Here is a 24905-nt window from a genome sequence, read left to right as displayed (position 1 = left end):
ACGAATTATGACCTTAATAAATACAAAATAACCGAGGAATTCGCTCAAATTAACGAGAGATTCCTCGGTTTTCATTTCATTAAAAGTAAGAGACCTGTTTTTTCAGTGGACTCAACCAATCCTAAGCTCTCTTTTGAAGTAGGTACATAACAAAGATAGAGGTTACAATTAACCAAGATCCTAAGATAGCAAAGACCAACATGCCATTGTGCGTTAGTAACCCAATCGCACCTAGAACAAATGGGGTCGTAAAGGCTCCGAAACTACAGCCTAAAACTGCAAATGAGGTTGCTTGATTGAGGAGTTTAGCTGGAATTCTTTCAGAGACAAGTTGAAAGACCGTCGTCAAGGCCACACTATAGGCAAAACCAGCCAGAATGCTTCCTGCTACTACCACCCATAAGGATGGAGACAGGGCAATCACAATTTGCCCTAAGCCGAAGGTAATACCAGACCAGAGGAGCAATTTTTCCTTAAAGATAGAAATCAAAAATGAAAAACTCACACCAGCCACAATCCCGATCAACTGCATGACACTAAGAACAAAACTAGATAACTGGGCATCTCCAAGTCCTCTTTCCACCATCAAACTTGGAATACGAATGGTAATAGCTGTATTGGTACAAACTACAACTGCCGCTTCGATAGCTAGGATAAAAATCAAGCCCTTCATTTCCCGAGTTAAGCGACTTGCTTCCTTCGTTTTTTTCTTGACTTCTTTCTTTTCTTTTCCATAAGGGACAAAGAGCAAATAAAGGGTCAGCACCAAAAATCCAGCACTATAAGCTAAGAAAGTAGCTGTCCAACCAAAGGCCAACAACTGGCCGACTGCCAAGGTAATGAGAGAAGCCCCAACGACCTCTGCAGAACCGCGTAGCCCTAGCATCTGAATTCGCGTTTTTCCTTGATAGCGTTCACTGATAATAGAAATGGCCTTGGCATTGATCATCCCAACTCCCAAGCCAAAAAGAATCCGTGTTCCAAAGACAAAGGGATAGGCTTGATACCAAAAGGGTGCTGTTCCACTCAGTGATAAAATCAACAATCCCAAACTAATCTGTAAGCGCTCAGGAAATATTTTTTCTAAGAAACCATTTAGTAGTAACATCATCATAATTCCAAAGGAAGGCAAGCTCGCTAAGAGCTCAATTTGTTCCTTAGGATAACCTTGATAATAGTCAAACATAGCTGGCAAGGCACTCGAGATGGAAAAGGATGTAATCAAAACGAGGGAGAGAGCCAAAATACTGGCCCGTTCTAAAAATTGTTTCATGAAGTCTCTTTCTATATTTTCTCTTAATCTTCTGTCTCTTTTGATAGTTATCAAACAAGCAAGAAAAGAAGAAGCCTCTTTGGTGTATAGACTCCTTCTTAAACTCGAAAATGAAGCCCTTGTGTCTTAGGATGACTTTCTCTTGATTTGCTTAATAAAGTAGAAGATAAATCCTGCCACCATATAGGCAACAAAGATAATCAGACACCACTTGAACACGACATCCCAACCCTTGTTTACATTCAAAAAGAAGTAAGGGAAGGGACTGACCTTAGAATTAGGAACATCAAGTCTCAATACCAAGCCATTAAAAAGAGCAAAAATCATATACAGCAAGGGTAAAATCGTCCACACAACTGGATCCCAAATCTTATATTGACCCTGTTTGTCAAAAAAGAGGGTATCTGCTAAAAACCAAAGGGGAACGATATAGTGGCAAAGGAAATTTTCTAGAGTATAGAAATTAGTCGCAATGGGCGCTAAGAGGAAATGGTAAATCACACAGGTAATCATGATACTCATGGTGACCCCACCTTTTAAGCGCAAGAGACTTGGCCTTTGCCAGTTTTCACCTAAACGGCTCATAACCTTTAGAAGATAGAGCGTAAAAATCGCTACTAACAGATTTGACAGAACCGTATAATAGAGCAACATCCCAAATCCACCATGCTTGGCGATTTCAAGATAAACTCCCGTAAAAGCCGCTAGAAACAAGAAGATACGGCTATAAAATACAAGTTTATAGTGTTTCGACATGCTTAAATTTTTTTCACAAACTCTGATTTGAGCTTCATGGCACCAAAGCCATCAATTTTACAGTCGATATTGTGGTCGCCTTCTACGATGCGGATATTCTTCACGCGCGTCCCTTGTTTCAAATCTTTTGGCGCACCTTTTACTTTCAAATCCTTGATGAGGGTTACAGTATCACCGTCAGCCAATTTATTCCCGTTGGCATCGATAGCAACAAGGCCCTCTTCTATATCTGCAACTTCAGCAGGATTCCACTCATAAGCACACTCTGGGCAAACCAGTAGGGCACCGTCTTCGTAGACATACTCTGAGTTACATTTTGGGCAATTTGGTAGGTTGTTCATGGTTTCTCCTTATCATCATTCAGTATTCTTTGAAAATCAAAATTTCTCGAACAGCAACTATTATACCTTAAAATCAGCATTTTGACAAATATAGAAAAAAACCGATATCAATCTATCGGCTTTTCTACATCTACATTCTTTTTTCAGCTTCTGCTTTGATTTTTTCAACTACTTCTTGAATGTTCAAACCAGTTGTATCAAGGTAAACTGCATCCTCTGCTTGTTTGAGAGGTGAAGTCTCACGATGACTATCCTTGTAGTCACGCGCAGCAATTTCCTCTTTTAGAGTTTCAAGGTCTGTTTCAATTCCCTTGGCAATATTTTCCTTGTAACGACGCTCTGCTCTTTCATCGACTGAAGCTACTAGGAAAATTTTTAATTCTGCTTGTGGCAATACAACCGTTCCAATATCGCGACCATCCATGACAATACCGCCTTGTTGGGCAATTTCTTGTTGGAGGGAAACTAGTTTCTCACGTACTTGAGGAATTGCTGCAATGGCTGAAACATGATTGGTCACTTCATTTTCACGGATAGGATGGGTAATATCCACATCCCCTACAAAGACAAGCTGTTCTCCAGTTTCTGAACGTCCAAAACTGATTGGATGCTGGTCCAACAAGGCTAAAAGCTCCTCAATCTCTTCCACTCCTAACTGGTTCTTGAGAGCCATATAGGTCGCCGCACGATACATAGCACCTGTATCTAGGTAGGTGTATCCAAAGTCTTTAGCAATAATCTTTGCGACCGTACTCTTACCACTTGAAGCAGGGCCGTCAATAGCAATTTGAATTGTTTTCATATCAACTCCTATTTGATTTTAACAACATCACCTGGATTAGCAAACCAAGATCCTGTAGCCATGTGCCCAGGATTCAAAGCCTCTAACTGCGCAATCGAAATCCCAGCGCGAGCTGCAATGGCTGCTTCTCCTTCTCCAGCTAAGACTTTTGTCGTCCCTTCTGGATCAGTTGGATGTTCTGAACTACTAGATGACTCTTCTACCTTTTCCTCCGAACCAGAAGATGCCTGCTCTGAACTACTAGAAGATGAAATCTGTACTACATTTGCATCAGAATCGTGAAAATCTTTCAAGGCTGCCGTGCGATTACTCCCACCTGATGAAAGATAGATCAGAACAATAATCATTACGACTACAATCACAAAGAAAATACTAGCTAAAATAGTCAAGATACGATTCGCTATAACTCCACCACCCTGTGATCGCGAACGACGGCCTGCTCTCGTTTCTTCTTGATTTTCATAAATATCTTCTTGCCACGGTTCTTTTGCCATACCTTACTCCTTGTTTTTTTTTACTTTTCTTATTACAATATAAATATGAAAATCACACTTATACCTGAACGATGTATCGCCTGTGGGCTTTGCCAAACTTATTCTGATTTATTTGATTACCACGATAATGGAATCGTGCGTTTTTACGATGATCCTGATCAACTGGAAAAAGAAATTTCTCCTAGCCAGGACGTCGTAGAGGCTGTTAAAAATTGCCCAACTCGCGCCCTGATTGGAAACCAGGAATCCTAAATCAATGGCGGTAATCCACTCCTTCTAGTTTAGCATATTTCCATGTAAAATTATAGTCTTTTCTCTCTATTTTTTTTCGGTCAAAATAGGAAGATCACTTTTTTCTCTAATAAGATAAAGTGGTCTTTTTTTAGTCTCTAGATAAATCTTACTGATATACTTGCCGAGAATCCCAATGGTCAAGAGTTGAATGCCTCCAAGAAAGAGAATAACAGCCATCAGAGAGGTCCAACCTGATGTCGGATTGCCCAAAATGAGGGTTCGAACCACGACAAAAAAGGTCATAAGCAGAGAAATAAAACAAGATAGGAGACCAGCTACAAAGGCTATAATCAAGGGAAAATCTGAAAAGTTAACAATCCCTTCAATAGAGTAGAAAAAGAGTTGCCTAAAACTCCAACTGGTCTTGCCAGCCTGCCTTTCGACATTTGGATAGTCCAGATAGTGGGTTTTAAAGCCGATCCAGGCAAAAAGCCCCTTAGAAAAACGATTGGACTCAGTCAAGCTTAAAATAGCATCGACTACAGGCCTTCTCATCATGCGAAAATCACGAACACCTGAGGGCAAGGCTACTGGGCTAATTTTTTGCATAAGGCGGTAAAATATATTAGCACAGAAACTGCGAAAGAAGGGTTCCCCTTCTCGGCTGGTTCTCCGTGTTCCAACACAGTCCAAGTCTGCATTTTGGTCTAGTAAAGCTTTCATCTCAAGCAGCATACTAGGAGGATCTTGGAGGTCTGCATCCATCACCACCACCAGGTCTCCTGTCGCATATTGTAAGCCTGCATAGAGGGCTGCTTCTTTGCCAAAATTTCGCGAGAAAGAAATATAATGAACTGCCGGATTTTGCTCCCGATAGGTCTTTAAGAGTTCCAAAGTCCCATCACTTGATCCATCATCGACAAAGACATACTCGATTTCCGATCCCAAGTCTGGAAGTAAAGCTTCCAAAGCCTGATAAAAAAGAGGAAGTACTTCCTCTTCGTTTAAACAGGGGACAATGATTGACATCACCATCTTAGTCTTCAAATCCGTTTGGATGCTTGCTTTGCCAACGCCACGCGTCTTCACACATTTGGGTGATGCCGAGTTCTGCTTCCCAGCCGAGTTCTGCTTTGGCTTTTGCAGGATCTGAATAGCAGGCTGCAATATCACCTGGGCGACGGTCTACAATGCGGTAAGGAATTGGACGTCCAACCGCTTTTTCCATGTTTTGGATAATTTCAAGAACTGAGTAGCCTTTACCTGTTCCAAGGTTATAAATGTTTAGACCTGAGCCTTTGTGGATTTTTTTCAGAGCTGCAACGTGACCTTTAGCCAAATCGACAACGTGGATATAGTCACGAACACCAGTTCCGTCTTCAGTATCGTAATCATCTCCAAACACTTGCACTTGCTCTAGTTTTCCAACGGCTACTTGAGTCACATATGGCAAGAGGTTGTTTGGAATACCGTTTGGATTTTCTCCCAAATCACCACTCTCATGTGCTCCGATTGGGTTGAAGTAACGAAGCAAGACCACATTCCATTCTGAGTCTGCCTTGTAAATATCCGTCAAAATTTCCTCTAGCATGAGTTTAGTACGGCCATATGGATTGGTCACTGACAGTGGGAAATCTTCCAAGATTGGCACTGTATGAGGATCTCCGTAAACTGTCGCAGAAGAACTGAAAATGATGTTTTTACAGTTGTTTTCTTCCATGGCTTTTAGAAGACTGACAGTTCCAGCGATATTATTGTCATAATAAGCAAGAGGAATACGAGTAGATTCACCGACAGCCTTCAAACCAGCAAAGTGAATGACACCTGTTGGTTCTTCTTGCTTGAAAATATCTCTGAGGGTATCTGTATCACGGATATCAGCCTCATAGAAAGGCACTTCAACTCCTGTGATTTTCTCAACAACTTCTAAACTTTTTCGATTGCTGTTGACAAGGTTATCCACCACAACAACCTGATGACCTGCTTGGATTAACTCAATAACTGTGTGGGTTCCGATAAAACCTGCTCCACCCGTTACCAAAATCTTTTCTTGCATATTCTTTCCTCAATTCTTGGATTATTTTTTCTTATTTTACCATTTTTGATAGGGAATGTCATTTGCCATCCTAGAGGGTAGATAAAATTTCAGTAAAATTCTTATTCGCTTTTTACTCGTTTGACATAGTTTTCAATTGGGTAGTTTAGAGGGTCCAAGGTCAACTCCTTGTCTTGGATCAGTTGAGCTAGATGATAGCCAATGATAGGACCAGTTGTGAGACCTGATGAACCTAGTCCACTAGCAGCATAGACACCTGCCAATTCTGGCACCTGCCCAAAAAAAGGAGAGAAATCACTGGTATAAGCACGGATTCCCACACGCTCAGTTCTTGAAGTCGCTTTAGATAAAACTGGATAATGGGGTAAGGCTGCCTCCTCCATTTGTTGGAGCAAGGTTTCATCTACGGTCAAATCAAACCCCATGTCATTTTCATGAGTAGCACCTAAGGACAATTTCCCACCTGCAAAAGGAATCAAATCCCACTCCCCTTCTGGCATAACAACAGGGTAAGCTTCCATGTCTTGGCCAAGCTGATAATCTCGGAGTTGTCCTTTTTGAGGACGGACATCCACAGCATAACCCAAGGGTTCTAACAAGTCACCTAACCAAGCTCCAGTCGCCAAAATAACCTGATCAAACACCTCTTCGCCAATCTGGTAACCTGATGCTAAAGGTGTCAGAGTCACTTTTTCTTTGACCAGCTTGACTTGACTGGCTTCTAGCAAACGAGTCACTAAGAGTTGGCCATCTACTCTCGCTCCACCAGAAGCGTAGAGCAGGTGGTCAAATCCTTTCAAACCAGGGAATAATTCATTAGCTGATGCTGGGTCCAGAATGGCTAATTGCCCTATCAAGGGAGACTCTTCTCTACGCTGGAGGGCTAGTTGATAGAGTTCTTCTAGCTTGGATTCATCCTTTTTCAGGAGAAAAACTCCCGAACGCTGGTAAAAGTCGATTTCTTGTCCTGACTTCTCTAAATCAGCTAATAAATCCACATAAAAGTCAGCCCCCAAACGTGCCATCTTGTACCAGGCCTTATTGCGGCGTTTGGAAAACCAAGGGCTGATAATTCCTGCTGCGGCCTTGGTAGCCTGACCTTGTCCATGGTCAAAGACGGTTACCTCTAGGTCACTTTCTTTAGAGAGGTAGTAGGCTGCTGTTGCTCCCACAATTCCTGCTCCGATAATGGCAACTTTTTTCATTGTTTTCACTTTCTAACTAGATATGGTGGAAAGGATTAGTCGATGCTTGACTAGGTACAATATCGATTGTCCAGCCTTTTTCCTCTTTCCATTGAGTAAGGAGTGCTGCTATTTTTTCCACAAAAAGCACTTCAATATAGTGACCTGGGTCCAATGCTAGCAAGCCATCAGACAACATATCCTGGGCAGTGTGGTAGTAAATATCACCAGTGATATAGACATCCGCTCCTTTAGCTAAAGCATCCTTATAGAAAGACTGCCCGCTCCCACCACAGATGGCCACTCTTGAAATAGACTTCTGCAAATCACTCTCTTGATAATGCACCATTCGAAGGCTATCTAAACCAAAGACTTGCTTGACATTCTGGGCCAATTCCCCAAATGTCTGAGGCTGAACATTTCCAATACGACCAATTCCACGTTCTGGACCTGTCTCCTGTAGATAAGTCGTCTCCTCGATTCCTAGCATCTGACAGAACCAGTCATTGAGACCATTTTCAACGATGTCAATATTGGTATGGCTAACATAAACTACAATGTCATGCTTTATCAGATCGATATAAATCTGATTTTGCGGACGGCTAGCTACCAAATCCTTAATGGGACGGAAAATCGGTGCGTGCTTGACGATAATCAAATTCACACCCTTTTCAATAGCTTCAGCCACCGTCTCTTCACGAATATCCAGAGCCACCATGACACTTTGGATATCCTTGTCCAAAGTTCCAATTTGCAGGCCACGACTGTCTCCCTCCATTGAAAATTCCTGAGGGCAAAATGCTTCATATGCGTTAATTACTTCACTTGCTAGCATGGAGAACCTCCTTGATGGCTTGAATTTTATCTACTAGAACTTGACGTTCCTCCAGATTTTTTTCTGGGATTTGTCCGAGGGCAAACTCTAGCTTAACAACTTCTTTTTGCCATTTTTGGACAAAGACTGGGCTGATTTCTTTGGACAAGAAGGGACCAAAGCGGACATCACTGGCTGATAACTTCATTTGTCCCGCTTCCACCACCAAAATCTCGTAGAACTTGCCAGCTTCTTCTAGGATGCTTTCAGCTACAATCTGAAAACCATTGTCTTGCAACCAGATACGCAAGTCGTCTTCACGATTATTTGGCTGGAGGATCAAACGCTCTACATGCGCTAGCTTGTCCAAGCCTTCTTCTAAAATCCTAGAAATCAAACGGCCTCCCATACCGGCAATGGTAATAACCGATACTTGGTCAGCCTCTTCAAAAGCTGCTAGACCATTAGCTAAACGGACTTGGATTTTCTCCTTTAGGCCGTGAATCTCAACATTTTTAACCGCAGACTGGTAAGGACCTTCCACCACCTCCCCTGCAATAGCTCCTTCGATTTGGCCTTTCTCAACCAACTCAATTGGCAGATAAGCATGGTCACTTCCCACATCTAGTAAAATGGCCCCCTGTGGCACAAAGGACGCCACTAATTCTAATCTCTTTGAAATCATCTTCTCTCACTTTCCAAAACTCTGTTACCTCTTATTATACCACATTTCAGCTGGCAATCTTGTACCTAAAAAGACCGCAATCCACAGATTGCAGCCTTTCTTTATTTTCTGGCTTGATAGCGACTAGTCAGGATGAAAATCAAGGTAAAGACCAACATCATGACACCATAAATAGGTAGTGTTTGTCTTGTTAAGGTTGATATTTCAAGCAGTTTTTGAATTCTTGGGAAGAGAGTTGTGGCTAGGAAGCCTCCTACTGACCAAACAATCAAGAGGACACGCCAGAGGGTAAATGGCATGCAGGCTCTAAATACAGATAAGAAACCGATAGACCCAAGTAGATAATAGAGGAGGGTTGAAATTTCTAACTCAGACCAACCTTGGCTACTTCCAAATATTTTCACAAAAAGAACGCTGAACACAACCATGAGAGCACTTGGTAGGGCACGAAGCATGGATCTTCTGAGGAAGTTTGGCTCAACAGGTTTGATATTTCGCTCAAAAGTCAGAACGAATGGTGGGAAACCTTCCACAAACTGGTCAATCATGGTAATCTGGATCGGAATGAAGGGGAAAATCAAGATCCACTCAGACCGTCCCAGAAGAGCACTGGCGATACAGATAACTGCGAGCAAGAAAGAATAGATGGTCTTTATCAAGAAAATAGGGGCGATATGGGCGATGTTATTGACCACACGACGACCTTCAAAGAGAATCTCAGGAACATCATTAAAGTCAGAGTTCAAGAGAACCAGATTGGCAATCTGACGAGTCGCAGGATCCCCCTCAGCCATCACGATAGAACAATCCGCCTCACGAAGGGCCAGGATATCATTAACTCCATCCCCTGTCATGGCTGTTGTATGCCCCGCTTTTTTCAGTGTTTGGATGATGAGTTTCTTTTGATGAGGGGAAACACGACCGAAAATCGCTGTCTTCTCCGCCATAGCAATCAATTCCTCATCCGTAATTTTCGAGCAATCTACATAACTGTCATAGTCCGCAAAACCAGCCTTCTGGGCAATGCTGGATACCGTAACTGGATTGTCACCAGAGATAATCTTGAGCCCCACTTCCTGAGAACGGAGATAGTCCAGCGTCTCTGCTGCTCCCTCTCGAATGGGGTCCAAGATTTCCAACAAGGCTAGAGCCTGAATATCAGATGGTTTTTGTGGTTTGTGATGGTCTAATTTCTCCTGACTGAGAGCTAAGACCAAGACACGTGAACCTCGTTCAAGAGCTTCTCTAGCTTCAGGAACTTCAGCATCCAACAACATCTCAGGTGCACCTAAGAAAACTGTTCCCAAACCTTCTAACTCCATTGCTCCCCATTTTCGATCACTTGAAAATGGAAGGCTTGAAATCATCGGATATGCTACCTCTCCCACAAAACGCTGGCGAATAGCTTGAGCTGTTGGATTTTTATCCTCACTATGGGCCATATAGCTGGCCAAGATGCTAGCAAGCGCTGACTCTCCATACTCTTCGGTCAAAGGAAGAACAGCCTCCACCTGCATCTTTCCTTGGGTGATGGTGCCTGTCTTGTCCAGACAGAGCATATCCACGCGCGCCAAGGTCTCAACAGAGTACATCTCCTGCACCAAGACCTTTTTCAAGCCCAACTTAATCACCGCAGTCAAGAGCGAAGTAATGGTCAAAAGGGCAATTCCCTTAGGCAACATTCCCAAAAGGGCTGTCGACGAGTTTACAACGGATGACTTAAGAGGCAAGCTTTTTAAAAGCAAGGCTTCTAGCAAGAGAGCCAGACCAAAGGGAATGATAATCTTCCCAGTAAAACCAGCTAACCTGTCCAGCGATTTCATGATACGGGAGTTAATAGGTTTAACAGTCTTGGCTTCCAGCATGAGCTTGGCAGCATAGTTGTCTGCACCTACATGGTGAACTTGAGCTAAAACTGACCCACTAGCTAGGAAACTTCCTGACAAAAGCAAGGCATCCACTTCCTTTTGCACCAAATCACTTTCCCCCGTCAACATGGCTTCATTGACTTCCGCAAAGCCTTCCAAAACCAAGGCATCACTAGGAATCTGCTCTCCAGCAGACAGACGAATGACATCTCCTAGAACTAATTCTTCAGGATTCAGAGCCACTTCTTGGCCATCACGAATAGTCTTGACCTTTTCCTTGGTCATGAGATTGAGCTTGTCCACCATGTGTTTAGCCCGTAGCTCGGTCACAATTCCAGAAAAAGCGTTAAAGCAGATAACAGCAAAGAAGACCAGATTACTCCAAGCCTGCACAAAGGCAAGGGCCAAAGCAATGGCAAAGTTCAAAGCGTTAAAAAGGGTAAAGACATTTCGTTTAACGATTTGCCAAGTGCTGGTACTGGCCGAAGCAGTAAAATCATTGACCAAGCCCTTAGTCTGTCTTTCCTTGACTTCTCTTTGGGTTAATCCCATAATCTTATTTTTATCCATAAGTTCTATCATATCATTTTTTTTAACAGAATTCTAATCTCACCCCAAATATGCACCTAGTCAAGGGAAAAGTTTGCCAGCCCTCCTTTGATAAGGTATAATAATAACAAGAAAAGAATCGAAGGAGATCGCATGTTTTATACTTATTTACGTGGATTGGTTGTCTTGCTCCTATGGTCCATCAATGGCAATGCCCACTATCATAATACTGATAAAATTCCTAATCAAGATGAAAATTATATTCTGGTTGCACCTCACCGCACCTGGTGGGATCCTGTTTACATGGCCTTTGCGACCAAGCCAAAACAATTTATCTTTATGGCAAAAAAAGAACTCTTTACCAACCGTATTTTTGGTTGGTGGATTCGTATGTGTGGCGCTTTTCCTATCGACCGTGAAAATCCTAGCGCTTCTGCCATCAAATATCCTATCAATGTTCTCAAAAAAAGTGATCGCGCTCTCATCATGTTTCCAAGCGGGAGCCGTCACTCAAACGATGTCAAGGGTGGCGTAGCTCTGATTGCCAAGATGGCCAAGGTCCGTATCATGCCTGTTACCTATACAGGTCCCATGACTTTAAAAGGCTTGGTTAGCCGTGAGCGTGTTGATATGAACTTTGGAAATCCAATCGATATCTCAGATATCAAGAAAATGAATGATGAAGGTATTGAAACAGTCGCCAATCGCATCCAAGCAGAATTTCAACGTTTGGACGACGAAACGAAACAATGGCACAATGATAAAAAACCAAACCCACTCTGGTGGTTTATCCGCATCCCTGCCCTCATCCTTGCCATTATCCTTGCTATCTTAACCATCATCTTTAGCTTTATCGCAAGCTTCGTATGGAATCCAGATAAAAAGAGAGAAAAACTTGGTTAAATAAATACAACAATCCCTTGGCAAAAGCCAAGGGATAAATCTTTTATTCGATTTTCCATTTTTGGGCCAACCAGCTGGAAAAAGCTAGGAATCGTTCAGCTACTTGTTCATGATGCCCATAAGGGTCAAAGACAAACTGACCGTTCGGATAGCATTTCTGAAGACTGGTATGGATCTGCTCAGCATAGACTGGTGCTTGAGCCAAGCGATTGCTATGATTGACTCCTTCTGTTTGACCGTTCTGTAAATACAGCAAACAGTCCAAATTTTTCACATTTTCTTCCTTGCAGTAAGTCACAAAATCAGGATACCAAAAGGAACCGCAGATGGAAAAGACACAGGAAACCTTGTCAAAGCTGAAAAGACTGTAGACTGCCGCCAAACCACCTAGTGAGTAGCCTCCATAAGCAAGGCGTGCTTCATCCAGGCGATAAAGCGACTGCAACTTGTCTAAAAGACCTCCAAATAAATGTTCATGATAGACGTTGGCCTGACCTCCAAAATCTGGAGCTCCATCTCTCAGAGCCGATGTCGCCCAGGGAGTGTAGTCGTCTAAGCGATTTTTAGAGGTCAAGCCCACTAAAATCATAGATTCGGAAAGGGACGATAGGAAGTCCAAGTTTCCATCATTCAATAAAATAGCCGGATAGGTTTGATTGGGGTCGTAGTTAGAGGGAAGGCTGATTTTGACTTGAATTCCTTCCCAATCAAACTCATTATTTATTGATAAAGTCATTGATTTTCTCAAGGGAATCAATCACTGCTGGACCATAGTCCATCAATTCATCGTAAGAGATGGTCATGATTTTTTGATTCTTAATAGCAGGAACGCTTTCCAAAACAGCATTTGCCTTCATCAACTCTACTGCTTTTTCATCCAATTTTTTATTGCGGTCGCTGGTTACATAGATAATCAATTCAGGATCCATTGACACGAGATTTTCCAAGGTCAAGCCTGATGTCCCCGTAGCAACGTTTGTATAACCAAGTTGGTTCAGCAAACTTTCTTGCAAAGCAGACTTGTAGGCACCAAAGGTTTGATCATTATAAGCAACCATAATCAAAGCCTTCTTCTTTTCACCTTGGCTTGCTGGATTTGCTTTCTTAACAGCGTCAATTTTAGTTTGTAATTGGGCTGCGTATTCATTGGCCTTGTCCTGCACATTAAAAATCATTCCAAGATTTTTGACATCTTCTACGATATTTCCCAAATCTTGCTGAATCGTTGAGAGAGAAGCTTTTTGAGTATAAACTGGGATTTTGTTTTCATTCCAAGTGCTAACTGTCCCCAAGGATTTTTCAGAAAACATCATGTTTCGACCCATCACAGCGTCTGGCTCATAAGAAAGGACTGTCTCTTGTGAGACTGTTTTTTTATCCCCAATTTGAGGAATATTCGCAATCGCGTCCTTGTATTTGTCCGTCACAGCATTGTCTGGATTGAGCATACCAGCAATTTTATCCTTCAACCCCAACTCCAATAAGATTTCCGTGGTTGAAAGATTGTTGGTGATAACTTTTTCAGGTGCCTTGTCAAAGACTTGTTCGACTTCATTCCCTTTCGCGTCATAGGTTTTGACCGTTAGTGGATAAGTCGTCTCTGTGCTCGCCTTTTGACTTGTTTCTGTGCTAGATTGTGTCGTAGATTTTTCAGTGGTAGTGTTAGCACAAGCTGCCATGGTTAGGGTAGCTACTGTTACCAGTAAAATGCTTAGTGTTTTTTTCATCTTGTTTTCCTTTTCATTCTTATAAATAGTGAATCATAGCTTGCTGATCCTCGGTCCAAGTCACCTGACTTTGAACTCCGTATACAGTTTGCAATGACTCAGGGGTGATGGTCTCCTTTGGAGTCCCTTGGTAAAGGATTTCTCCCTCTTTCATCAGATAGAGATAATCCGAATAGCGACAAGCAAGTTGAATATCATGTAGGACAGCTAGAACATTGACCTTGAGATTTTTCACAATGGCCAACAAGTCTAGCTGATACTTGATATCCAGGTGATTGGTTGGTTCGTCCAGGAGCAAGAGAGTCGGTTCTTGCGCCAAGGCTCGGGCTAGTAAGACTCGCTGTTTCTCTCCCCCTGACAGAGACGAATAGAGACGAATTTTCTTCTCGAGCATATCCACCTTAACGAGAGCATCTTGAACGAGGGCATAATCCCTTTCCTTTTCCTTCTCTAAAAAAGAGAGGTGGGGAGTTCTTCCCAGCAAGACGATTTCCTCAACTGTACAATCAAACTGCAATTGATTAAACTGGGTGACAACTGCCATTTGCTTGGCTGTTTCTTTGAGTGACCAATGCTCTAGCGGCTTTCCATCTAGGCTTATCAAGCCTTTGTCCGCCTTTTCCTGACGATAGAGGAGTTTAAGTAGACTGGTTTTCCCGCTTCCATTTGGTCCTAATATCGTGTGAAATTGATTCCCTTCAACCTTAAGAGAAACTCCTTTGAGGATTTTTTTCTCTCCTAGTCCAAAATGGATGTCCTGACAAATCAAGTCCATATCAGACCCTCACCTCCCTTCGTCTACCTCCAACAATGTAGATAAAGAAGGGAGCACCTACTAAGGCTGTGAAAATACCAATAGGAAGCTCTGCGTTTGGAATGATGATACGAGAGAGTACGTCTGCCCAGATGACAAAGAGGGCACCTAGCAAGGTTGCAACAGGAAAAAGCCTCTTGTAATTCGTTCCTACTAACCCTCGAGCTAAATGTGGAGTAATCAGACCGACAAATCCAATAATCCCACAGGTTGCCACTAAGACTGCTGTCAGCACAGCCACCATGCTCACATAAAGATACCAATAAAAGCGTAAGGGAATCCCCAAAGTTAAAGCAGCCTCATCTCCCATCATCATCGCATTGAAAACACGATACTGGGTAGAGAAAAATAGAAAGGCTATTCCTACTACTATAGTTGGCAGAACCAAGTCTGCCCAGGAAGTCCCAGCGAGCGATCCCATGGTCCAAAACTTAATGGTCATCACACTATCCGCATTAGCTCCAACTGAGATAATAAAGTTGGAAAAAGCCAGAAAGAGAGCGTTGACCACCGTTCCTGATAAGATCAGACTGGAAGTCGTCATCCTTCCCTGCATAGAGGCAATGATGAGGACAGCAATTGTTGCCAAAATAGCGCCAAGAAAAGCTCCAAGGCTAATCATCACTTTTAAACCAAGAATGATGCTCAAGGTTGCCCCTAAAGTTGCACCAGCAGAGATTCCTAAGACATAAGGCTCAGCGATGGGATTGTTCACTGTAGACTGCATCACACTACCACACATAGAAAGGCCTGCTCCTACTATCAGACCTAACAATACTCGAGGAAATCTCATGTTCCATACAATGGCAAGAGTGGACTTGGAAACCTCTCCTATCTCAAGAGGAAATCCTAACCTGCTCAAAATAATCCGATAGGTATCTCCTAGATCAACTGCAACAGATCCCATTGAAACTGCTAGAAAGAGAGAAATCCCTAAAATACCTAGCAAAATAACTAAAAGTAACAGAAATTGCTGGTCTTGTCGGCTTCCAGAAAATTTGGAAAGCATGAAAACCTCCTTTGATAGAATCTTAAAAATTTAGAAAATTCTCATGAAAAGTATACCATATTTTCAACAATGGAACAAGATGAGAAAAATAAATATAGTTGGTCTTACAGTGCTAATAATCATAACCGAAGATTATACTTGAGTATATCGAGGTAAGGTGACAACATAAAAAGCTCTCTGAAGTCAGAGAGCTGATTTGAGCTCGGGCTAAAATCCTAGTGAAACAAAAAAATCTACACGGTCAGAAAAGTCTCTATCGTGCCATTTTCATACATGATATATAGTCCAAGTAGAATGAATACTAAGGGCACAATGATTCGCTCGTATTTTTCAATTGTCTCGAATATTAAGGGAATAGAGGATAACACCCGACTAATCTCGCATAAGATAATTATGCCGATTACAAACACAAGCAAGGCCACGAGGGTCTGTGACCAATCTAATGAAGCAAAATAAGGTATATAGATACCTAAATTATCTCCGCCAGACGCAATTGTTAGCAATGTAACTGTCCAAAACAGTTGATTTGCCTTGCTTTGTTCTAATCTTTCAATAATTTCTTCCTCTTCTTCCTCTTCTTCCTCACCTTCTCCAACAATTGCAAAGCGAATCCCTAAATAGATAGGGATTAAACCAAGCAATCCAACCATCCATTCTTCAGGCACGAAATTAACGACATAAGCAGCAACTAAACTCGCCCCTACAAGTAAGCCTGTGCCTAGATATTGCCCTGCATAAATATGCCATTTTTGTTTATTCTGTGATAGCTGTGCAAATAAAATAAATAAAATAATTAAATAATCGATACTGGTGGAAATATAAACACCAATAGCAGATATGATTGTCTGTCCCATAAAAAACCCTCCTGTATTAGTCAGTAATAAATCAGCAGATTTTAGGAGAGCACAGACACATTAATTTAGCTATCGCTAGTGGGTAATTTCGAACATAGGAAAGCATTTTACTCCTCCTCAAAACGTAGTTACAAAGTAATTTCTAACTGGAATTCGGTGACTACTTCCATGTAAAGTATAACATACTATACTTTACTTCGTAAAGTGTGGGCTCTCCGAAGGGGCTTGCAGACAGCTACTCGGCTTTTCAAGCCGAGTAGCTACGCACCCTTATGGTGTAATTAGCTGATACCATTTGAGGTTTTTGTAGTCTCCAAAATTGTGATCGATAAAACCTCAATGAAAAAGCTCTCTGAAAATCAGAGAGCTCCAGTCTTGCTGGATAAACCGTTTATAGACCAGGCGACGAGGCGAAGGTTGTACAAAATTTTAGTGAAACAAAAAAATCTCCCCGAAGGGAGAATATCTGGTTTATTTTACCTTACAGTGCTGGGAACCGTAACCGAAGATTATACTTGAGTATATCGAGGTAAGGTGACAACGCAATGTAAGTGGAAAATAAAGCAGATTAGCGACGAAGTCCTAGAGAGTTGATTAACTCACGGTAACGGTTAACGTCGTTTTTACGCAAGTATGCAAGCAAGTTACGACGGCGACCGATTTTTTTCATCAATCCACGGTAAGTAGCGTGGTCTTTTTTGTGTTGTTTGATGTGTTCGTTAAGGTGGTTGATTTCCCAAGTAAGGACAGCAACTTGAACCTCTACTGAACCTGTATCACCTTCGTGACGTGCATATTGTGCGATGATTTCATTTTTTTTCTCTTTTGAGATTGCCATGATGTTTCTCCTTTTTATTTGGCTTCATCCGAGTGACAGGTTGGCATGCCTGTAACCAAGAAGAAGTTATTTGTCTTTACGACAATCCCTATTCTACCAATAACTAACATCTTTGTCAACAGATTTACTTTCTTTCTCTTTGCTTCACTAACACAATTAAGATTGTCAATTTCTGCTAATATTACCATAGCTGATTACCAACGCCTTTCCAACAAGGAAATTCAAAAAAATCTACAAATATCTTGAAAATTTTCACAATCATGCTATAATAATCCATAGAGACAAGTCACTTAGTCCCTTTCTACTAGAGAGTGCGTGGTTGCTGGAAACGCATAGGAAGCCTAAATTGATACTACTCTTGAGTTTTTTTATGAAAACATAAAACGGTGGCCACGTTAGAGCCAATCAGAGGTGTCCCTCTTTTTTGAGGAACATAAATGAAGGTGGAACCACGTTGCGACGTCCTTTCGAGGATGTCGCAATTTTTTATGAGGAGGCTAACTATGGAGTTGCAAGAATTAGTGGAGCGCTGTGGGGCAATCCGACAAGCTTATTACGATCTGGAAGTTAAGCATCATGATTCCAGGTGGACGGTAGAAGAAGACCTCTTGGCTTTATCTAATGATATTGGAAATTTCCAACGATTAGTGATGACCAAGCAAGGACGCTACTACGATGAAACACCTTACACACTGGAACAAAAACTTTCAGAAAATATCTGGTGGCTAGTAGAACTTTCTCAACGTCTGGATATAGACATTCTGACGGAAATGGAAAACTTCCTCTCTGATAAAGAAAAGCAATTGAACATTAAGACTAGGAAGTAGTCTGCAAAAAAGTCAATGCTTAGAAACTGTGAAATAATAAAAAGGAGAACATCATGATTAACATTACTTTCCCAGATGGCGCTGTTCGTGAATTCGAAGCTGGCGTAACAACTTTTGAAATTGCCCAATCTATCAGCAATTCCCTAGCTAAAAAAGCCTTGGCTGGTAAATTCAACGGCAAACTCATCGACACTACTCGTGCTATCACTGAAGATGGAAGCATCGAAATTGTGACACCTGACCACGAAGATGCTCTTCCAATCTTGCGTCACTCTGCTGCCCACTTGTTTGCCCAAGCAGCTCGTCGTCTTTTCCCAGACATTCACTTAGGAGTTGGTCCAGCCATCGAAGACGGCTTCTATTACGATACAGATAATACTGCTGGTCAAATCTCTAACGAAGACCTTCCTCGTATCGAAGAAGAAATGCAAAAAATTGTCAAAGAAAACTTCCCATCAATCCGTGAAGAAGTGACTAAAGATGAGGCACGTGAAATCTTCAAAAATGACCCTTACAAATTAGAATTGATTGAAGAACACTCAGAAGACGAAGGTGGTTTGACTATCTACCGTCAGGGTGAATACGTGGACCTTTGCCGTGGTCCTCACGTCCCATCAACAGGCCGTATCCAAATCTTCCACCTTCTTAACGTAGCTGGTGCTTACTGGCGTGGAAATAGCGACAACGCTATGATGCAACGTATCTATGGTACAGCTTGGTTTGACAAGAAAGACTTGAAAAACTACCTCCAAATGCGTGAAGAAGCTAAGGAACGTGACCACCGTAAACTTGGTAAAGAGCTTGACCTCTTTATGATTTCACAAGAGGTTGGTCAAGGACTTCCATTCTGGTTGCCAAATGGTGCGACTATCCGTCGTGAATTGGAACGCTACATCGTAGATAAGGAGTTGGCTTCAGGCTACCAACACGTCTATACTCCACCACTTGCTTCTGTTGAGCTTTACAAGACTTCTGGTCACTGGGATCATTATCAAGAAGACATGTTCCCAACTATGGACATGGGTGACGGGGAAGAATTCGTCCTTCGTCCAATGAACTGCCCGCACCACATCCAAGTCTTCAAACACCATGTTCACTCATACCGTGAGTTGCCAATCCGTATTGCCGAAATCGGTATGATGCACCGTTATGAAAAATCTGGTGCCCTGACTGGTCTTCAACGTGTACGTGAAATGTCTCTTAACGACGGTCACCTCTTTGTGACTCCAGAACAAATCCAAGAAGAATTCCAACGTGCCCTTCAGTTGATTATCGATGTTTATGAAGATTTCAACTTGAATGAATACCGCTTCCGTCTCTCTCTTCGCGACCCTCAAGATACTCACAAGTACTTTGACAACGATGAGATGTGGGAAAATGCCCAAACTATGCTTCGTGCAGCTCTTGATGAAATGGGCGTTGACTACTTTGAAGCCGAAGGTGAAGCAGCCTTCTACGGACCAAAATTGGATATCCAGGTTAAGACTGCCCTTGGTAAAGAAGAAACACTTTCTACTATCCAGCTTGACTTCTTGCTTCCAGAACGCTTCGACCTCAAATACATCGGAGCTGATGGCGAAGAGCACCGTCCAGTTATGATTCACCGTGGGGTTATCTCAACTATGGAACGCTTCACAGCTATCTTGATTGAAAACTACAAGGGTGCCTTCCCAACATGGCTTGCACCACACCAAGTAACCCTCATCCCAGTATCTAACGAAAAACACGTGGACTACGCTTGGGAAGTGGCTAAGAAACTCCGTGATCGTGGTGTCCGTGCAGATGTAGATGAACGCAATGAAAAAATGCAGTTCAAGATCCGTGCTTCACAAACAAGCAAGATTCCTTACCAATTGATCGTTGGGGACAAGGAAATGGAAGACGGAACTGTTAACGTTCGTCGCTATGGCCAAAAAGAAACACAAACTGTCTCAGTTGATGACTTTGTTCAAGCTATCCTAGCTGATATCGCCAACAAATCACGCGTTGAGAAATAAGAGATAAAACCTAGGATAAAATCCTAGATACCTAAAAAGCAACAACTGAAACAGCTGTTGCTTTTTATATTTTATTTAATCTGAGCTAGTAGTAATTGGTCAAACCACCACACAAGATTTGCTTTCATGAGTTAGACAAGGTCAATATCCTCATTCCTTGTCTGCTTCATTTTCTTTTACTTCTTTTACGAGATCTTTTTGTGGATCTTTTTCAGAGAGTTTTTGATCGATATACTTGTTAATGTTTTCATAAAATTCCTTGGTCGTATCACTGTCTAATTTTGTCGAATTATGAACTTGATTGACTTTCAATTGAACAGATTGAATACCGTAAGAGGCTTGTTTTTGATGGAGCGTTTCTAATTCTTCTTCTGAAATCGGATCTCCAACAACCGTCAAGATCAATTCATTGTCCCTTGACTTGTAGACTTGATTGATAACCGTATAATTGGCGAACTCTTTTCCTACAAACTGTTTGATCCCTTCTTTGCGCGCTTGTTCTATTGTCAGAGTAACTGCCGAATAGCTAGCTGGAAGAATCAACAATACAATCAAAGAAATCAAGCCAATTCTCATTTTAATGCTCAGCTCTTTAAATGAAGTTAAAGGAGATTTTCTCATCAAAATTCTTGTTCCAACAATGTTGGCTAGCATGATAAAGACACAGTTGATCAAGAAAAGATAGAGAGCCCCCAATAAAAATCGTACATTCCCATTAGCTAAACCATAGCCAGCAGTACAGATAGGCGGCATCAAAGCTGTAGCAATGGCTACTCCTGGCACGATATTGTTTGCTTCTTTTTTCCTTGAACCGATCACACCAGCAATCCCACCAGCAATAGCAATGAGAACATCCCAAATGGTTGGAGAGGTTCGTGCGATCAACTCGCTACTTGCATAAGACAAGGGAGAAATCCAGAAATACAGAGTCGAGACAAGCAAACTGACCAACACTTGAGTCAATAAAACCTCTAGAGATTGCTTGATTAAACGCGTATCAAAAATAGCTAAACCGAATCCCAGTCCAACAATCGGTGTCATGAGAGGTGAAATTAACATGGCTCCAATAATAACAGCTGTTGAATTCATATTTAGACCGATAGAGGCAATAAAAATTGCACACATCAAAATCGCTGTATCTCTCAATCGAACATGAAGGTCATCGTATAATTTCTCACGGTATTCCCGTGTTGAATAATTGGCAGTCATTTGTCCTCTCCTCTTTCCTTATTTAAATCGGTATAATAATTAATAATAACAGCTGATAAACAGCCAAAAAATATGAGCCCATAAATCGTCAAGAAGACACTGGTAATCCTTCCAATCAAGGTCACAGCTAGGAGATCCCCGTAGCCGACAGTCGTCGAAGTCACAAAAGCATACCAAAGACCGTCTCCGTAATTTGTGATAGCAGGTTCAACTAGGAAAAGCACGCCTCCTGACCCAAAAACAAAGGTCACAAAACTCAGAGCAAACCGAGTAAAACCCGTAACCTGTATAATATGCCATAACATTTTTAAACGTCTCATTTGTTCTCCTTATTCATACTAGCTCCTGACCGAGCCGTTTTTTCCAATAATCAAAGTGAAGATAGGACATGATCTCCATCAGAGAAAGATAGACAAACTGATAGATCTGATTTAAGCTGATTATCAACTGATATTGTTTGAAAAATGACTGGAAGAAAGACCAGATATGACTGTCTTGAATCAGTCCCTTCTTAACATCAGACAGGATATTAGCTAAAGCTCCCAAGGACTGAAACGGTAAATCCTTGACATTTATATAGATCCGGTCCACCACATCATTCAGACTGGTATCTTGGATGGCATGAAATTCTCCAAAGAGAACTCCTGCCGCTCCAAGAGTAGAAACAAATTCCACCAAATAATTTCTGAGGAAATTTTCTCAACCTTTTCCCATAATGTGTTTAGTGCCATCCATAACGATCCCAACCAGAAAAAGGAAAGAAAACAAGCAAAGAAATTTTGCCGTAAATCCCAAAAAGCTTCAAGACTTGGTGTTGTTGGTTTTTCTAACTCTTTTCCTTGAACCGATCACACCAGCAATCCCACCAGCAATAGCAATGAGAACATCCCAAATGGTTGGAGAGGTTCGTGCGATCAACTCGCTACTTGCATAAGACAAGGGAGAAATCCAGAAATACAGAGTCGAGACAAGCAAACTGACCAACACTTGAGTCAATAAAACCTCTAGAGATTGCTTGATTAAACGCGTATCAAAAATAGCTAAACCTAATCCTAGTCCAACAATCGGTGCCATGAGAGGTGAAATTAACATAGCTCCTATAATAACAGCTGTGGAATTCATATTTAGTCCGATAGAGGCAATAAAAATTGCACACATCAAAATCACTGTATCTCTCGATCTAACATGAAGATCATCGTATAATTTTTCACGGTATTCACGTGTTGAATAATTTCCGTTCATTGGTTACTCCTTTTATTTCATATAATCTTGTTTCTGCATGGATGATGGTAGAGAGACTTCTGTCCAATCTTACATATTTTTCTTCTCACCTGTTATTCTTTTGAACATTATCTTTTAAATATCCGTCAGTCTATCCTTAACATTATATCAAAAATTTTACGGTCTTTCTCTGACGAAATCTATCAATTGAATAGATAGATGAAGCAAAAAATTTTTGTTTCCTTATCCGAAGAAGGAAAAACGGTATCTCCTGAACCTTGATACTATGCGTTTTATTCTTTATAATTTAGCTATTTCAAAATTACAAGTTCTCCATTCTTAATTTCCCAAACTTGGTCAAACTTACTTAATAATTCGTTTTGGCGATGTAAAGTAACAATGACGGCACTTGGTAGTTCCAGAACTCTTTCCAATTCCATTTTAAACTGATTAGTATCCAAGGCAGAGAAAGGTTCGTCTAGGATAAGCAATGGATTTTTACGATTTTTCTCACGATTTAAATACATTCGTTGTTGCTGACCACCTGACAGGGATTGTGGTGGAATTTTTTCAAAATCTTCTTCTCTGAATTTTTCATTGAAACTATTGAATAGCGTTACATTATTTTCATAACTCGAAATAAATGTATGTTCTTGTTGCAGAATCATACCGAATCTTCCCCAAAGATGGTCCAAAACAAGCCCATCTAGCACAATTTGTCCTTCAAAATCTTCATCTGTTCCATTTAAAATGTTGAGAAGACTACTTTTTCCAGAACCATTCTTACCAATAAGCGCAATTTTATCCCCTTTTTGAATCGTAGCAGAAGTAATTATCAATTTTGATTCTCCCAGTTGTTTGGAAATGTTTTTCAAAGTAATCGTATCAAAAGAATGTTGAGGTGCTTGAACTGAAACGGGTCTCCCAACAATGTTTTGAAAACTCTTGATTACAGGCTTTACGGACTCTAACATTTGTAAATCATAAAGGATTTCCTGTATTGGTTCAGAAAAAGCATTAATATATCCGAAACTCGCCACCACCTCAGGAATACCGAGTTGCTGGTGAGATAGAGAGTAGGCTAAATAAATAAACAGAACAAGACTAATGAATTCAAAAGAAACACCTGTCAATAAGATGCCTGTAATTTTTGTCAAACCATACTTAAAATACTTATCCTGCAAATTCTTTAGAGAACTCTTTTGTTGATTCAAAAAATGCGACATAGTTAGTTTATTTACCAAATGATGTCCCATGAGCAAATCCTCCAAAGTTCGATAGTAATCTCCTTGTTTTTTCAAGTAAACCTGTCTACGATTAGCGGTCAACTTCCCAACGATTTTAGGAATTTGAATACTAATTCCAGTGGAAAAGATTAAAATCAGTGATACAATAGGATTAATTGTTCTGCTAATAATGAAAGCGTAAATGATGATACGTAAAATTTGTTTGATAAAACTCATCAATGGAGGAAGGTAATCCTTTTCCAACGAATCTAGGTCATTAGATTGATAGGAAATATACTCTGCTACTGTTTTCTGCTTGAAATCGTGGTGACTGAGTCCCAGAAGTGAACGAAACCACTCATTTTTCAAAGTAGTCGAAAAGATAATCCCCTGCTTCCAATCAAGTATCATTTGGATATAGTTACAACTCAAATAGCCTGCCACTGACATAGAGTAACCATATAGAGCTACTTGATAATCCCCTTTGATTAATGCCTGCGTGAAATACGGTAACAAAGCTGTGCAGATATTCGATACTACACCAAAAAGAAAATTAAAGAAGAGATACCATCTAATAGTTTTAAGATATGGTAGCATATACGATACTCCTTGCTAATGCGTTTTTTTACATATCGCAGAACAATCTCTACTATTCCCTATTTCAGATAGTGCGATACTCGGACATTGAGTGCAATAATTGTAAATCACACAAGTACTGCAGTTTTTACTATCATTCAAAATATAATTTGCTATTTTGTAAAATATAGGTCTATCCCATGTTTCTTTGATAGATGTAAAATGAATATTTCCAATACTTCTATTGAAAGTAAGCTTTTTCAGTTTTTCTAACGATTTAGGCTATTTCGTGACACACCCACAATCCGTGAAAATTCTGGTTATATCAGATTATGTGATTTTCGTAAGAATTTTATATTGTCTCCAATCATGGCAGTCTCCTTTTACTTGATAAAACTATTATAACATTTAGAAATTAAAAACTGGTTCAAAATCAATAGAATGTGTGTATTCGATACATTCAATAAATTCTTGGAAACAGTTCTACACCAGTTACACAAATCTATATACACCTATCTCATTCAAAATAAAAAGAAAGCTGCAGTTCTTTTAATCCTGTATCAACGATTCATTCTGAAATCGAATAGGAGACATTTCCCAAGTCTACAATTCACTTCATCTCAAATTAATTTTTGTAATTCACCCTTA

25 protein-coding genes and 2 pseudogenes are annotated in these 24905 nt (G+C 40.9%); 4 read left to right on the top strand and 23 right to left on the bottom strand.

Annotated features, from left to right (window positions below):
• Positions 1–121: 121 nt before the first annotated feature.
• The 5 genes from K4Z77_RS06650 to K4Z77_RS06630 all read right to left on the bottom strand — a co-directional run bounded on the left by K4Z77_RS06650 (position 122) and on the right by K4Z77_RS06630 (position 3666).
• Entirely contained in the window at positions 122–1273 is a 1152-nt protein-coding gene (locus K4Z77_RS06650; protein WP_224218836.1) for an MFS transporter, read from the bottom strand.
• Positions 1274–1399: 126 nt separating this feature from the next.
• Positions 1400–2029 (bottom strand): Pr6Pr family membrane protein, encoded by a 630-nt coding sequence (locus K4Z77_RS06645; RefSeq protein ID WP_224218835.1) that lies wholly within the window; start codon positions 2027–2029, stop codon positions 1400–1402.
• 2 nt (positions 2030–2031) lie between these two features.
• Positions 2032–2370 carry a zinc ribbon domain-containing protein YjdM gene (locus K4Z77_RS06640; RefSeq protein WP_224218834.1) on the bottom strand — a complete coding sequence of 113 codons (339 nt, stop codon included), beginning with the start codon at positions 2368–2370 and terminating at the stop codon, positions 2032–2034.
• A 130-nt stretch (positions 2371–2500) separates the two neighbouring features.
• Positions 2501–3172 carry a (d)CMP kinase gene (gene cmk, locus K4Z77_RS06635; protein WP_000849398.1) on the bottom strand — a complete coding sequence of 224 codons (672 nt, stop codon included), beginning with the start codon at positions 3170–3172 and terminating at the stop codon, positions 2501–2503.
• 8 nt (positions 3173–3180) lie between these two features.
• Entirely contained in the window at positions 3181–3666 is a 486-nt protein-coding gene (locus K4Z77_RS06630) for an SAG1386/EF1546 family surface-associated protein (protein WP_224218833.1), read from the bottom strand.
• Positions 3667–3711: 45 nt separating this feature from the next.
• On the opposite strand from K4Z77_RS06630, the gene K4Z77_RS06625 reads away from it, so the two are divergent.
• A complete protein-coding gene (locus K4Z77_RS06625) occupies positions 3712–3918 on the top strand; it encodes a 4Fe-4S domain-containing protein (RefSeq protein WP_162174287.1) in 207 nt (68 codons plus the stop codon).
• A 66-nt stretch (positions 3919–3984) separates the two neighbouring features.
• Here the strand turns inward: K4Z77_RS06625 and K4Z77_RS06620 are convergent, their stop codons facing one another.
• The 6 genes from K4Z77_RS06620 to K4Z77_RS06595 form a co-directional block, all read right to left on the bottom strand.
• The gene (locus K4Z77_RS06620; protein ID WP_033679879.1) at positions 3985–4935 is read right to left on the bottom strand and encodes a glycosyltransferase; all 951 of its coding nucleotides are present in this window, start codon (positions 4933–4935) and stop codon (positions 3985–3987) included.
• 1 nt (position 4936) lies between these two features.
• Positions 4937–5956: a UDP-glucose 4-epimerase GalE gene (gene galE / locus K4Z77_RS06615; protein WP_033679878.1), complete on the bottom strand. Its 1020-nt coding sequence runs from the start codon at positions 5954–5956 to the stop codon at positions 4937–4939.
• 101 nt (positions 5957–6057) lie between these two features.
• Positions 6058–7161 carry an NAD(P)/FAD-dependent oxidoreductase gene (locus tag K4Z77_RS06610; protein WP_033679877.1) on the bottom strand — a complete coding sequence of 368 codons (1104 nt, stop codon included), beginning with the start codon at positions 7159–7161 and terminating at the stop codon, positions 6058–6060.
• Between the two features lie 16 nt (positions 7162–7177).
• Positions 7178–7975 carry a Nif3-like dinuclear metal center hexameric protein gene (locus K4Z77_RS06605; protein ID WP_224218832.1) on the bottom strand — a complete coding sequence of 266 codons (798 nt, stop codon included), beginning with the start codon at positions 7973–7975 and terminating at the stop codon, positions 7178–7180.
• Positions 7962–8639, bottom strand: a complete 678-nt coding sequence (locus tag K4Z77_RS06600) for a tRNA (adenine(22)-N(1))-methyltransferase (protein WP_224218831.1) — start codon at positions 8637–8639, stop codon at positions 7962–7964. Before K4Z77_RS06600 ends, K4Z77_RS06605 begins: the two co-directional genes overlap by 14 nt.
• Before the next feature lie 101 nt (positions 8640–8740).
• Positions 8741–11077: a cation-translocating P-type ATPase gene (locus K4Z77_RS06595; protein WP_224218830.1), complete on the bottom strand. Its 2337-nt coding sequence runs from the start codon at positions 11075–11077 to the stop codon at positions 8741–8743.
• 132 nt (positions 11078–11209) lie between these two features.
• On the opposite strand from K4Z77_RS06595, the gene K4Z77_RS06590 reads away from it, so the two are divergent.
• Positions 11210–11959, top strand: a complete 750-nt coding sequence (locus tag K4Z77_RS06590; RefSeq protein ID WP_224218829.1) for a lysophospholipid acyltransferase family protein — start codon at positions 11210–11212, stop codon at positions 11957–11959.
• 43 nt (positions 11960–12002) lie between these two features.
• On the opposite strand, the gene K4Z77_RS06585 is transcribed toward K4Z77_RS06590, so the two are convergent.
• From K4Z77_RS06585 to rpsO, 6 genes are all read right to left on the bottom strand, one after another.
• Entirely contained in the window at positions 12003–12695 is a 693-nt protein-coding gene (locus tag K4Z77_RS06585) for an alpha/beta hydrolase-fold protein (RefSeq protein WP_224218828.1), read from the bottom strand.
• The gene (locus tag K4Z77_RS06580) at positions 12676–13686 is read right to left on the bottom strand and encodes an ABC transporter substrate-binding protein (RefSeq protein WP_224218827.1); all 1011 of its coding nucleotides are present in this window, start codon (positions 13684–13686) and stop codon (positions 12676–12678) included. Before K4Z77_RS06580 ends, K4Z77_RS06585 begins: the two co-directional genes overlap by 20 nt.
• A gap of 19 nt (positions 13687–13705) precedes the next feature.
• Entirely contained in the window at positions 13706–14461 is a 756-nt protein-coding gene (locus tag K4Z77_RS06575) for an ABC transporter ATP-binding protein (RefSeq protein WP_224218826.1), read from the bottom strand.
• 1 nt (position 14462) lies between these two features.
• A complete protein-coding gene (locus tag K4Z77_RS06570) occupies positions 14463–15509 on the bottom strand; it encodes a FecCD family ABC transporter permease (protein WP_224218825.1) in 1047 nt (348 codons plus the stop codon).
• 233 nt (positions 15510–15742) lie between these two features.
• On the bottom strand, positions 15743–16363 hold the full coding sequence (locus K4Z77_RS06565; protein ID WP_000531713.1) for a CadD family cadmium resistance transporter: 621 nt from the start codon (positions 16361–16363) through the stop codon (positions 15743–15745).
• 568 nt (positions 16364–16931) lie between these two features.
• Positions 16932–17201, bottom strand: a complete 270-nt coding sequence (rpsO, locus tag K4Z77_RS06560; protein WP_001018251.1) for a 30S ribosomal protein S15 — start codon at positions 17199–17201, stop codon at positions 16932–16934.
• A 503-nt stretch (positions 17202–17704) separates the two neighbouring features.
• Between rpsO and K4Z77_RS06555 the strand changes: the two genes are divergently transcribed.
• Both K4Z77_RS06555 and thrS read left to right on the top strand, forming a co-directional pair.
• Entirely contained in the window at positions 17705–18028 is a 324-nt protein-coding gene (locus K4Z77_RS06555) for a MazG-like protein (RefSeq protein ID WP_033683301.1), read from the top strand.
• A 53-nt stretch (positions 18029–18081) separates the two neighbouring features.
• The gene (gene thrS, locus K4Z77_RS06550) at positions 18082–20025 is read left to right on the top strand and encodes a threonine--tRNA ligase (protein ID WP_224218824.1); all 1944 of its coding nucleotides are present in this window, start codon (positions 18082–18084) and stop codon (positions 20023–20025) included.
• Positions 20026–20175: 150 nt separating this feature from the next.
• Here thrS and K4Z77_RS06545 read toward each other — a convergent pair whose 3' ends face one another.
• The 6 genes and pseudogenes from K4Z77_RS06545 to K4Z77_RS06520 form a co-directional block, all read right to left on the bottom strand.
• A complete protein-coding gene (locus tag K4Z77_RS06545) occupies positions 20176–21234 on the bottom strand; it encodes a DUF389 domain-containing protein (protein WP_224218823.1) in 1059 nt (352 codons plus the stop codon).
• A complete protein-coding gene (locus tag K4Z77_RS06540) occupies positions 21231–21554 on the bottom strand; it encodes a potassium channel family protein (protein ID WP_001253404.1) in 324 nt (107 codons plus the stop codon). The genes K4Z77_RS06545 and K4Z77_RS06540 overlap by 4 nt, the downstream gene beginning before the upstream one ends.
• 13 nt (positions 21555–21567) lie before the next feature.
• The gene (locus K4Z77_RS06535; RefSeq protein WP_000397556.1) at positions 21568–21909 is read right to left on the bottom strand and encodes a hypothetical protein; all 342 of its coding nucleotides are present in this window, start codon (positions 21907–21909) and stop codon (positions 21568–21570) included.
• Positions 21834–22067, bottom strand: a pseudogene (locus K4Z77_RS06530) (TMEM175 family protein); the annotation flags it as partial. The pseudogene K4Z77_RS06530 and the gene K4Z77_RS06535, both read right to left, overlap by 76 nt.
• Positions 22066–22476, bottom strand: a pseudogene (locus K4Z77_RS06525) (DUF389 domain-containing protein); the annotation flags it as partial. The pseudogenes K4Z77_RS06530 and K4Z77_RS06525, both read right to left, overlap by 2 nt.
• Before the next feature lie 290 nt (positions 22477–22766).
• On the bottom strand, positions 22767–24278 hold the full coding sequence (locus K4Z77_RS06520) for an ATP-binding cassette domain-containing protein (protein ID WP_004242726.1): 1512 nt from the start codon (positions 24276–24278) through the stop codon (positions 22767–22769).
• Positions 24279–24905: the final 627 nt, after the last annotated feature.

This window comes from Streptococcus mitis subsp. hohhotensis, from assembly GCF_020089495.2.
In the GTDB taxonomy this organism is placed as follows: domain Bacteria; phylum Bacillota; class Bacilli; order Lactobacillales; family Streptococcaceae; genus Streptococcus; species Streptococcus hohhotensis.
Note: the sequence above shows the minus strand (reverse complement) of the source record. Positions and strands in the feature narration are given on the sequence as shown.